General features: G+C 45.1%; 4 protein-coding genes. All 4 read right to left on the reverse strand.

Translation table 11 applies throughout. The features are described 5' to 3' along the window. Positions 1-70 precede the first annotated feature (70 nt). Positions 71-3,745 (reverse strand): fibronectin type III domain-containing protein, encoded by a 3,675-nt coding sequence (locus H1R16_RS03530; RefSeq protein ID WP_181887434.1) that lies wholly within the window; start codon positions 3,743-3,745, stop codon positions 71-73. Positions 3,746-4,020: 275 nt separating this feature from the next. Then, on the reverse strand, positions 4,021-7,299 hold the full coding sequence (locus tag H1R16_RS03535) for a T9SS type A sorting domain-containing protein (protein ID WP_181887435.1): 3,279 nt from the start codon (positions 7,297-7,299) through the stop codon (positions 4,021-4,023). A gap of 243 nt (positions 7,300-7,542) precedes the next feature. Then, positions 7,543-9,630, reverse strand: a complete 2,088-nt coding sequence (locus H1R16_RS03540) for an Ig-like domain-containing protein (RefSeq protein ID WP_181887436.1) — start codon at positions 9,628-9,630, stop codon at positions 7,543-7,545. A 293-nt stretch (positions 9,631-9,923) separates the two neighbouring features. Continuing rightward, positions 9,924-12,767, reverse strand: a complete 2,844-nt coding sequence (locus H1R16_RS03545; RefSeq protein ID WP_181887437.1) for a fibronectin type III domain-containing protein — start codon at positions 12,765-12,767, stop codon at positions 9,924-9,926. Positions 12,768-12,770 lie beyond the last annotated feature (3 nt).

A 12,770-nucleotide genomic window follows, 5' to 3' on the forward strand; every position in this document is an offset into this window, starting at 1 on the left:
TTGACGAAAACTTATTGCATAAAAAAAGCAGCTGTTTCCAGCTGCCTTAAGTTTAATAAAATATTAAGAATTATTTCTTAATTGCCTTCACTGTTTGTACAGTTCCGTCTTTATAATCCAGTTTTAGGATATACAGACCTGCCTTAAGTTCACTTAGGTTGATTTGCCTTCCCGGATTGGCAATTGTTTTTACCATTCTTCCGGACATATCTACTACAGAAACTGATTTCAGGTCCTTCACATCGGAGATGTTCACCACATCTGTAAATGGATTCGGATACACCTTCACCTCCTTAGTGTTGGAAACTACCTCACCTGTAGCAAGATTTGGATTCTGCAATACAGAAATCTCGTCTAACAGAAGATCATCATAGAAGTATCCGTTTCCAGCTACATCTTTGTCCACAGTAAAGCGAAATCTTACTGTAGCACCTACATAGGAAGACGCCAGAGGAATTCCTACAGTACGCCATACGCTGGAATTTGTATCGTCCGCAAATATCTGCGTCCAGGTGGTTCCATCGGTTGTTACGTGCACAAGCAGTTTATTATTGTCATAGCTTGGCAATGAACCTGCTGGTGCATCCAAATGATTTTTAAACCATTCAAACTGCAGGTAAGGATTTGTAAGTCCCGTGAGGTCTATTTGAGGGCTGATCAGCTGCACTGTATGCTCACCGGTGTAAGGTGAACTTGCGTCTACCCAGGCGAAAGTGCCTCCAGGCTTAGTGCTGTTTGCAATAACAGCACCATAATCTGCAGTTCCGGAGAATTTCCAGAAAGCATTTGCGTTCGTAGAGGTACTGGTTGGATTCACATTAGACCAGCAGTTAGGCAAAGATCCTGAACTGAACGATTGTGTATATGGTGCAGCTACAGGTGCGCATAATGTGTTAAAAGACGGTCCGGCTACCCAATCACTCAAGTCGGTAGCAGAGCAGTTGGCACGAACCCACACAAAATAAGTAGAAGATGGAGTAAGCGCACTTAACGCCACTGTATTTGTGGTGCTTCCGGCAGAGTTGGTTGCATCTAATACTGTGGACGAGGTTGGAGCCGTATTTACTGTACTGTAGTAAACTGTATAGCCATTCGCCGGAGCTGGTGAGGATACAGTTACATTAACATTCGCACCTGTTGAGGTAATTGATGCGGCATCCACGGTAATACCGGTTGGAGGCAAACAGGATGGTGGAGGAGTGACATTTACGGTATAATCCTCAAAAGCACCATATGTACCTGTATAGCACGACGAGCTAGGACCAGCATCATTATCGGTACCCCCAATTCTCATTCTGTAAGTACCAGGCGCAGTTGTAGCAGGTATGGTAATCAGTGCTGATAAAGTGGTCGGATCAGCTGATGTTGACAAACCTGTGTACAGCAATTCCGTGGCGTCATTAAAAATCAAATCATTATTAAGATCGATCCAGATTTTTGTGCCGTAGGAATAACCTGTAGCGTAGGTAATATTTACCTGCGAAGCAACACCTGCGGGAATATCTCCTACCATGGCGCTGTAATTTCCATAATTTCCGGTTTCTGCGGCAGTGGTGTTATTCACCACATTTGTTCCGGAACCGAAGGTTACATTGATAATTCCCTGTCCGTCCACAGAACTTGGAGCTGGTGAACAGTAACCTGTGTAAATACTAACAGGACCAACCCAGGTACTTTGTGACGTCCCACAGTTGGATGCTACCCAAATATAATAAGTAGTGTTTGGTACTAAACCCGGAATTGTTGCGGACACTGTAGTTGAGGATACAGAATTTGTAGCATCAAGAACAGTGGACGCAGTTGGAGCCGTATTAACAGTACTGTAATACACATTATAGCCGGCGGAAGGAACACTAGCAGGTGCTGTCCATGATACAGTGGCTGTTACTGCTGTAAATGAATCCACTGTTAAAGCTGTAGGGATAAAGCAGCTAGGTGCTTCCATAAAGCTAATATCATCAATGGCCAAGTCTCCATAGAAATCAGTTCCTCTAACTGCTCTGAAGCGGACTTTTACATCACCAGTGATGTTGAGAACACCTAAATCCACAATCGCTAACTTCCAGGGATCTGTTAAAGAAGTGTTTTGCTGGCCTGTTAAAACAAGCATATCATTGGTCCATGCAGCACCATCAAACACATCCACATGCAAAGCTCCCATGGTGGCTCCATACATATGGTAGTAAAACTGTAATGAAGGATTTGTTAATGCGGTTACATTTACATTTGGAGTGTACAGTTCCGCAATACTTCCGGTTGAACCCTCTGATGCTTCAGTATAAAAATACCTAACGCCGCTATATGCAGATGCAGGCCCTGTATCTGAAGAAGGCGTAGAACCCGACCCATCAACATTCCACCTGTAAAGTGTTGTAGTTCCGCCGGGGTTTGTGAACCAACAGTCTGCAATAACTGCACTTGTAGTATTTGCAGCAGATTCAACAGTATAAGTCCATGGTGCAGTTACCGCAGGACATGCTGTAACAAAACTCCCTTTGGCTGACCAGACGCTCTGATCAGGGGCAGTACAGTTAGTCCGAAGCCATACGTAATACTGGGTTGAAGGGTTAAGACCTGCAATAGTACCCGTTGAAGCAGGAGCTGTAACAGTAACTGAATTAGTAGCATCTAAAACCGTTGCAGCTGTAGGCGCTGTATTGGTTGTGCTATAATAAATAGTGTAGCTGGATGCAGCCGGTAAAGCAGGCCAGCTTAAAGATACTGAGCTGGATGACGGTATTCCAAATGTTACGATGCCCGGCGCTATACAGATTGGAGGAGTCCAGTTGAAAGTGAGACCAGAAGCAGGAAAATTGGTATTGTTTCTTGCAACGGTAGCAGAATTACTGGTCCCGGCATTTGTCGCATTCCAAGGGTTGGACACAGTGCCTGCCCTGTTATTATAATCAGAGTTAGCAAACCCTCGTAAACCAATCTGATTTGTTTTGGAACCGGTACTAAAAATATAGGACGGTCCATAAACCGCTGACACAATATTACTGGTTTCGGCAAGCCTCAGTTGAAAATTCAGATGATTGCTATCGGAAGCGGCACTCCCATAATCATTATATCCCTTCCATTCAATCACAAACACCCGGTTCGGGGCAGTACCTTCGGTAGCAGTATAAACAATGCCACTGCCATATCTAACCACAGCTGCACTTGAACTACTGGTTGCAGGTGCAGACATTGTGATGGTTCCTGCAGTTGCATCAAATGCGGTGACGGTTGCACCTGTTGGGATTCCGTTAACAGCATTTAATGCCTTGCCAACTTCAATCCCCTGCATTGAAACCACATTCGTTATCACATTTGATCCGTTCGTTGTAACACCGGAAGTAATGAAAGCTCCCCACAAATCCCGGTTCATTACACTTATAGCTCCATCATAAGCTGTTGTAGCAGATATAAGTGAAGAACCGGTGTTCGTTACAGCTCCAAATGTAGCTCCGCCGTTAGAGTTCACATAAACTGAATTGTAGTTGTTACCGTTAAAATTGAAATCAAAAGGTATAGTAACCGTCCAACCCGACGTGTCGTTGGTTGTTGATGTAGTAGCTTCACTACCCGCTACCACCGTACCACTGGCTGCAATACTTGAAAAAGCACCATTACTTTGCGAAAAGGTGTATGCGCTGACCTGCGCTTTCACATTACCGAGCGACGCGGTAAGAACCATCAGCAACATACTGCTGAAGTACCGCCATCGGGAAGTGCGCGGTACTTTTTTGTAAAAGTTTTTCATAAATGTTAAAAGTTTAAATTCGAGGGTAAATATACATCATTTATTGAAATACATACAATACCGCTAATTTTAACTTATAAAATAAAAAATTTTAACTAAATATATAATTGTAACTAAGTTAAATGAGATAATAATTTACGAATTTATCAATTATGTATTTATAATTTCAATTGTGAGTATTTTAATGATTAATCAATTGTAAGCAAAACCTACAAAACACAAAAAAAAGCAGCCGTTTTCAAAACGACTGCTTCCAATATTTAACTGATTTCTAACTACTTCTTAATTACCTTCACTGTTTTCACAGTTCCGCCTTTATAATCCAGTTTCAGGATATAGAGGCCGGATTTCAGTTCACCCAAGTTGATCTGTCTACCCGGATTGGCAATTGTTTTTACCATTCTTCCGGACATATCGACTACAGTTACCGCTTTTAAATCCTTGACATCGGAGATATGGACCATATCGGTGAACGGATTAGGGTAAACAGTTACTTTTTCAGCACCTGCTATGACCTGCGAAGTACTTAAAGTAGAACAGGTGGCAGTAATGCTGTAGTTTCCTATCCTTGTTGCCGCAAAGCCTGTAAGAAGAATATAATAAGTTGTTCCCGCAGTTGCAGTAAAGGTAAGTGTTGGCGCGTTATAAAGATTCGGTGCAGGACAGCCAGAGTCGGCATACCCAGTGCCCGATACATTAGAAACGCATACCTGTGTAGTACAGTCACCACTGTATACCCGCAAATAGGCATCGAACTCAGTCCCGCAGGCACTCAGGGTAATCGGGCCGTTTGACGTGGCGGTGAGGGTATGCCACACTCCTTTGAAGTTAGCTCCCGTGGCACTTCCGCAGGCGGAAGCAGGTAATGTATCATCTGTCGCCAGGGCATTGTTACCGGTCACAGTTCCGTTACATGCTATTGCAGTAGCGCCCGCACAGGTATCATTGGTTGGTACAGATGGTGTTGTAATACAAATCTGGAAATTGGAATACACTCCCAAAACTGCTGAAGTTGAAAATACCCGTACATAATACTCGGTTCCTACGGAAAGCCCGGTCATGAGTACATTGGAATTTCCAAAGGCTCCGCCGAAGCAACTGAGAGCAGTTAAACTGCCGCACGTTCCTGAGTACACCTGAGTGGTAGTCGCATTATCGCTGTAATTAACCTGGACCATGTGAGTTGCAGAAGTTGCTGTAAACTTATACCAAACATCATCATCAATTCCTGTCGCATTGCAGGTAGGTGCAGTTCCGGTACTGGCCGTTGCACTCACAGTCGTTCCGCTTGTTGGTGTACATGCAGCCGTAGTACTTGGAGTCAATGTTGTGGCTGTAGCACACTCATCATTGGCCGGTACAGGCGCAGATGTGGTTACACAAATATCGAATGAATTGGCATTAGTCAATGAACCGGTACCAGAATTATAAACCCGCACATAATATGTACTACCAACCGTTAAGCCGGTTAGTACTGCCGGTGAAGCAGCTGTGGTGTCGCACAGGATATTTGTCAGCGAACCACAGGTTCCTCCAAGTACCTGAAGATTGAGTGAGGTGCTGGAAGTGGTACCCACCGAAACCACATTGGAAAGGGTTACAGTATGTGCTGTACTTGTGGCAACAAATGAATACCAAACATCATCATCAGCGGTACCGGTACAGGGTGCCAGAGCATCCGCAGAGGCAGTGGCACCTAATGTAGTTCCTGATACAGCCGCAGCACAGGTACCGGTGGAACTTGCTGTAAGCATGACCGCGCTTGCACAATCGTTGTTAGCAGGAACCACTGGGGTAATGATACAGATATCAAAGGAATTCGCATAAGTCACACCAATATTGGAGTTATACAGTCTGACATAATAGGTTTGACCTACAGTCAGGGCAGTCAGTGAAACCGGGGTTGCTGCAGTAGTGTCACATGCTACGCTGGTTAGGGTACCGCAGGAACCTGTCATCACCTGTACATAGAAAGACGTTGAATTAACCGCTCCAACAGACAGAATATTGGAAACTACTACCATATGGGAAGTGCTGGTGGCCACAAAGGAATACCAGACATCATCGTCAGCAGTACCGGTACACGGGGTAACCGCTACACCTGAATCCGTGGCACCAAGGGTGGTTCCGGAAACCGGAGTGGCACACGTTGATATAGCACTTGGAATAAGGACGACTGCAGTAATACAGTTATCATTTGCCGGTGGTGGTGGTGGTGTAGTTACACAAATACTGAAACTTGCACTGCCACCGGGCCCTGCTACAGTGTATACCCGTACATAATAGGTTTGCCCAACGGTCAGTCCGCCGGCCAGATTAGCGTTGGCATCTGAACAGAGAATACTTGTCATTGTTCCGCATGCGCCGCTAAGTACCTGATAGTACATGTCTGTTGTAGCAGTTGCGCCCGTGGACACCACATTGGATAATGAAATGATATGCGAAGTGGAGGTTGCCACAAATGAATACCACACGTCATCGTCTGCATTACCAGTGCAGGGTGCTGCTGCCATTGATTCGGTGGCACCTAAGGTATTGCCGGCAACCGGTGCTGCGCAGGCGTCGTTTGCATTTACGGTTAATGCCACAGCTGTTGCACATTCATTATTTGAAGGCGTGGCCGGCGTTGAAAATGAGATTTCAGTACAGCCAGTAGCGTCTCCAATTGCGTTGGTTGGGACAATTCGGGCATAATAGGTAGTAGAAGGCAGCAATCCGGTAAAGGTGTAGCTGGTTACATTTCCCAGGTTTGTACCGTTCACAATATCAGTCCCACCAGGGGTCGTTCCAATATAAAGTTTATATCCCGCAGCAAATGCAGCCGCGTTCCACGTCAGGGAACTTCCGTTAACTACATTTACAGCACCGGCGCTTGGAGCAGTGATGGTTGTACACGCTGGTGGCGCAGTAGCCAGCACATCGAAGGCCATTTTTGGACGTCTGTAATTTGCATTGGTCAGAGCATCAGATAAAGCACCCGTGGTATTTAGGTACCGTGTTGTGTTACTGTTACCGGTATTAATACATGGTCCGGTGTACTCATACTCCCAGGTTATTGCGGCAGTAGGACCGGTAGTTTGAACATATTCCACAAATACCGCAAGGTTACTGCCCGCTGTATAAGTAAAATTGGTGGTGTGCGGAAACTGCTTATATCCTGCAGTGCTTCCCACAATGGCAGACGGATCTCCAGTGTACACCAGGGTTGCCGTGGTGATTTCTGCAGACCATGAAGGTGCAGTTGCAAAATCTACAGCAGGGGTATTCTTCAGGTAAATACTGAAAGTGGTTCCCGCTGGCAAAGTAGTGGTAGATGAAAACCTCTTAAAATAGGTTGACGTTAGCGTTCCGTTCGCAACATCCAAGAGTTGGCTGGCCGGAATAATAAAGGCGGTTCGGTTTTTACTGTTAGCAGTTGTCACACTGTTCATTGGTCCATAAATGTTCGATCCCAATGGTGAAGAACAATCCGGTAGCGTAAAATTCTGCGCAACATACAGCTGACTAGACATGAGGCCTATCAGCAGAGCATAAAAAAGTCTGAATTTTTTCATCTGTTTTTTGTTTGTATTAAGACGTAAATATACATTAAAATCTAAAAAACGCAATTTTATTTCACATTATTTGAATTAACTATACCTACGCACCTTATCCGATAGAAGAAGTCTATTAAAATAACCATATGTTTGAACTTTTGTCATTCGTTACAGAGGTGATGGGGTGTGAAGGCAATGGAGCTGTTGAATAAAAAAAGACAGCCCGAAGGCTGTCTGATCAATAAGCAAAAATAGAAGAAATTACTTCTTGATTACTTTAATATTTTGCACTGATCCCTCCTTAAAATCAAGCTTAAGAATATAAATTCCGGATTTCAACTCACCTAAATTGAGCTGTCTTCCCGGATTGGCCACGGACTTCACCATTCTGCCGGACATATCGAGTACAGAAACTGATTTCAGGTCTTTCGCATCTGAAATGTTTACTACATCAGTAAACGGATTCGGATACACTTTGATACTTCCAGCGCTATCGGCTTCAGAAGTTCCCATGGTGCAGGTACTGTCGTAAGTGGCAGTAACCATAGTCCGTGCAGATTCGCATATGGCGGATACAGACCAGTTGTACAGATAATAATAATAAAGGTTGGACGCACCGGAAGTATATGCCGAATTAATACTTGCAAAACCAGGCAAGATATAAGGATAAGCGAAACCGGTGCTGCTTTCACGGATCAAACCTGTCATTCCTGAAGCTGCCGTCACGACTAAACGGTGGCCAATGCCTGAAGGTACTGCAAAATTAAGTGGTATAGTATTCAGTGCTCCGGTTGGAGATACCGTAACATTTGCTGTGTAAGACTGTAGTTCCACCCCTGCCGAGTTCTTTAAGGCAATGGTAACTGTACCGGAGGTGGAGGTAGTAGAGACAGGGTATACGTCTACCGATACCAGTGTAAAATTGCTGAACGCATCAAACATTAAACCCACGTCACTAAACCCGTTGTTGGTGCTGGTGGATACAGGCACATCTTTACCAACGGTTCCCGTTGAACCTACTCCCGCCGATACCCAATAACTGGTGGTTGCAGTTAGGACAGGTGTGGTATAGGTAGGTCCGGTACTAAGCGGCGTAGTTGTGGAAGCATCCGCGTACCAGTATACGGTGGCTGCGGCATCTGCGGCTGCAGTTAAAGTTGCCGTTCCACCCAGACACACCGGAGTGGGAGTAACACTGGTACCGGTAATTGCTGGTGGCGAACAAAGTGTACTTAAGGTAATTGCCACAGGAGACCAGATACTTTTATCTGTGGAAGAGCATACCGTTCTGATCCAAACATAATAAGTGGTTAATGGGGTAAGTCCTGAAATGGTCGCAGTGGTGCCGGAAACAGATACAGAGTTGGTTGCATCCAGAACAGTCGAGGCAGTGGGTGCTACATTAGTGGTGCTGTAATACAATTCGTATCCGGATGCGGTACTTGCGGAAGAAGTCCACGTCATCACCCCACTGCTGGTAGTGGGAGATCCAGGAGTAACCTGAAGACTTGAAGGCAGATAGCAGGACGGTGGAGTCCAGGTGTAAGTAAGGCCCGAAGCGGGCATTCCTGGTGTGGCATTTACTGTGTGGAAGGCCTGGTCATCACCATTTGCAGTACCTGCTGCCGAGCTGTTATATGATGTGGAGGTATCATTGAATCTATTGTTAAAATCTGTATTTGTTGCTCCGCGAAGCCCGACCTGATTAACTGCGGAACTATAACTCGTGGAACCCACAAGGTAGGATCCTGAACTATATACCACAGCAACCTTGTTAGAGGTTTCCTGCAATCTGATTTGAAAGGAAAAACTATATACGGTTGTGATGGTAGCCACACTGGTTGGTCGGAAATTAGTCCACTGGATCACCACTTCTCTATTTGGCGCTGTTCCTATGGTCTCCCAACGGATATCACCAGTCTGTCCGGCAACATTAAAAAAGGAACTGATGTCCCGGCCAAATGCCGACACCGCACCCTCATAAGCAGTGCTGCCCGAAATAGGTGTGGAATAGCTGGCGATAGGAGTCGTGGCGCCGAAGGTTATAAAGCCGTTTGTTGAAACGTTCAGCGCAGAATAACTCTGCCCGTTAAACTGGAAGGCAAAGGGCAGTGTAACAGGATAGATAGCACTGTTTAGGTTGGTCGTTGAAGTATTTCCGGTTGCGGTACCCAGAACCGTCCCGCCCGTTACCGGCGTAAAAGTACCGTTGCTCTGCTGAAACGCGTAAGAACTCACCTGTGCGTGTAGCACATTTCCCCCAATCGTGAACAAAACTGCCGATAAAATACCGGCAAAAAAAGAGCGCCTTTTTTGTGGCATACCCTTCATCATGTAAAATTTTTCCATCTATATTTTTATTATTAATTAGCGAATAAAGATAAACTTTTTTACCATAAACCTGGTCTTTTTTATTAAAAGGTCATGGCAACACTCCATTCATGAATTTATCCGCAAAATTTTAGACACAATCTCTTCTTTACGTATACGAGATTAGGACTCAGTATGGAATCTCTTTTTTTTCAAGGGAGTCCGCAAGACGATAAAAATTCAGATCATATAAATCCATTTACATATTGCAAAAAAGAGGCTGCCTCGTTCTGAGACAGCCTCCTGCACTGTTTATAGCAGTATAAAAATTACTACTTTTTCACTGCTTTTATGCTCTTCGAAGAGCCATCCTTATATTTAAGGTTGATAAGGTACAATCCAGCGTTTAATTCAGATAAATTAATTTGGGCTGCAGGTCTGTCTAAAGTCTTTACCAGCCTTCCGGACATATCCAGAACCGTAATGGACTGTACATCGCGGATCTCTGAAATATTTATAACCTCAGTAAACGGATTTGGATATACTTTCACATCTCCAGCGCTGTGTGCTTCCGAAGTTCCCATGGTACAGTCCACCGTGGCAGTAACCATTGTCCTTGGTGATTCGCAGTAGCCTGTAAAGTTCAGATTATAGAAATAAAAATAGTACGCAGGATAATTTACAAATGTCGTTCCGGTAATCGTTAACTCCGGAGTACTGTATGGAAAAGTGGCACCCACTGAATTTCGATACAGATTAGCTGCTCCTGTTCTCTTCATTGAATAATTACCGGGAGCTAATGCTATATTTAAGGGGATTGTTTGTGGTGTGGATGCTCCTGCTCCTGAAGTTGTAAAAGGATAAGAACCCACAACTACATCATTTGCATCCAGAATTTCAATAACTCCGGCCTGACCTGCGGTGCCGGAAAACACATCAACAGAATTCAACGTAATATTAGATGAAACAGTAAACAGTAGGTTCCAATTTGTATTGGTATTGGAGCTGGTACCCAATAGTGCCGGAGATACAGGACCAACATATGTGGGACTTCCTGATGTAGCAGCTGATACCCAATAGTTTGTAGTGGCGGTTAGTGCCGGTGTAGTAAAAGTACCCCCTGTACCTACCTGGTTTCCTCCTGTTGCGGCATCATACCAGTTAAGCGTAGTTCCGGCAGAGCCCGTGGCACTTAAAGTTGCGGTACCGCTGCAAATTACAGTTCCTGTAGTGCCGGTGATTAATGGGGTCTGACATAACGTCGCAAGCGTAACCGATACCGGAGTCCAGACACTCTTATCCGTAGCAGAGCACACAGATCTTACCCATATATAATAAATTGTAGCCGGAGCTAATCCAGACAGGGTTGCTGTAGTACCAGCCACAGAGAGGGAATTTGAACTGTTCAGTACAGTAGTATCTACCGGAGCTGTGGGATCAGTACTGAAATAAAGTTCGTAACTCACAGCTACTGTGGTGGGTGCTGTCCAAGTAAGAACACCTCCGTCAGTTGTGGCGGATCCGGCAGTAACCGCCAGATTTGTAGGTTCAAAACAGGTCGGTATTTTCTCTACGAAAATATCATCCAGATATACCGTACGGCTGCTTCCGCCCAAACCATGTCTGAATGCAACATACTGGTTAGAAGCTGCAGGCAGAGCAACTATATGTTCAACATAGGTTTGGGTTAGCGAAACAGTAGATATAACATTAAAGGTTCCGGGATTTGACGGATCGGATAGAGTTCCTACATCCATAGTATAGTTATTGCCACCTGCACGAACCGAAAATCTAACCTGTCTGGTCCCGTCGGAAAGGTTGGAAGTCTGAGGAGAAACCAGCATTACATCACCCGTAGTATCTGCTCCGTTAGCAAGCACATAACTATGAGGAGCTGAAAGTGCATTTGAAGTACTAATATAACCCGAACCTGCAGAGCCTGCAGTTTCCAGATAAGACCAACACGCAGGCGCATTTGGATTTGTGGTGGAACCTACGGGAGTAGAATCAAAACTTTCATAGTAAGGTGCCGACACTGCGTTACAGGTTGTTGCAAAACTTAGTACAGATGACCAGTTACTGCTGTCTGTTGCGCTGCATTTACCTCGAACCCAAACATAATATTGTGTCCCGGAAGTAAGTCCGGAGATGGTTCCTGAAAGTGAGCCAGCGGCAACGCTTACAGAGTTGGAACCGTCTAAGACAGTTGAAGCATCAGGGGCAACGCCTGTTGTGTTAAAGTAAATCTCATACCCCATGGCAGGAACCTGCGCGGATGCAGTCCAGTCAATTTGCGCTGCATTAAGGCCGACAGCACCTAAGGCAATGGTAGTAGGTGCGTAGCAAGTAGGAGGAGTCCAGGTATAAGTTAATCCGTCTGAGGGCATGCCTGGAACCGCAACAGTAGTGTTGAATGCCTGGTCATCACTGTTGCTGGTCCCTGGTACTGAACCGGTATAAGGGGTAGCAGCTGCATTGAACCGGTTATTAAAATCGGCATTAGTCATACCGCGAAGCCCTACCTGGTTTATTGCCGACGAATAAGATGTAGAACCCACCAGATAATCACCCTGCGAATACACTACAGCAACTACATTGCTAGTCTCCTTAAGCCTGATTTGAAATGAAAAACTGTAAACAGATGTGATTCCGGTTAAACTTGTTGGCCGGAAATTGGTCCATTGTATTACTACCTCACGGTTAGGAGCAGTACCTAAGGTTTCCCAGCGGATATCTCCAGTACGGCCTGCGACATCATAAAACGAACTGATATCCCGCCCAAAAGCCGAAACTGCACCATCATAAGCTGTCGATCCGGATATTGGCGTGGAGTAACTTGTTGTTGGGGCCGTAGCACCAAAAGTGATAAAGCCATTTGTTGAAACATTCAGAGAGGTGTAACTCTGATTGTTAAACTGAAAGCTGAAAGGCAGCGTAACCGGATAGATCGCGCTGTTCAGATTCGTAGTTGAAGTGTTTCCCGTGGCAGTTGCTAAAACTGTTCCCCCGGTAAGCGGAAAAAACACACCGCTACTTTGCGCAAAGCTGTAAGCACTGACCTGCGCATTCATATTGAGCGCGGTAGCTGATGTGAGCAGTAGTACACCGACCCCGGTAAGAAGGGTGCTTACCCTTTTCCGAAGTCCATGATTCTTTTCCTGGTAAAATTTTATCATTTT

The organism is Marnyiella aurantia, from assembly GCF_014041915.1.
Classification (GTDB): Bacteria; Bacteroidota; Bacteroidia; order Flavobacteriales; family Weeksellaceae; genus Marnyiella; species Marnyiella aurantia.

Coding starts and splice junctions, on each gene's coding strand:
- H1R16_RS03530 (WP_181887434.1), bottom strand. CDS start 3,745: ATGAAAAACTTTTACAAAAAAGTACCGCGCACTTCCCGATGGCGGTAC.
- H1R16_RS03535 (WP_181887435.1), bottom strand. CDS start 7,299: ATGAAAAAATTCAGACTTTTTTATGCTCTGCTGATAGGCCTCATGTCT.
- H1R16_RS03540 (WP_181887436.1), bottom strand. CDS start 9,630: ATGGAAAAATTTTACATGATGAAGGGTATGCCACAAAAAAGGCGCTCT.
- H1R16_RS03545 (WP_181887437.1), bottom strand. CDS start 12,767: ATGATAAAATTTTACCAGGAAAAGAATCATGGACTTCGGAAAAGGGTA.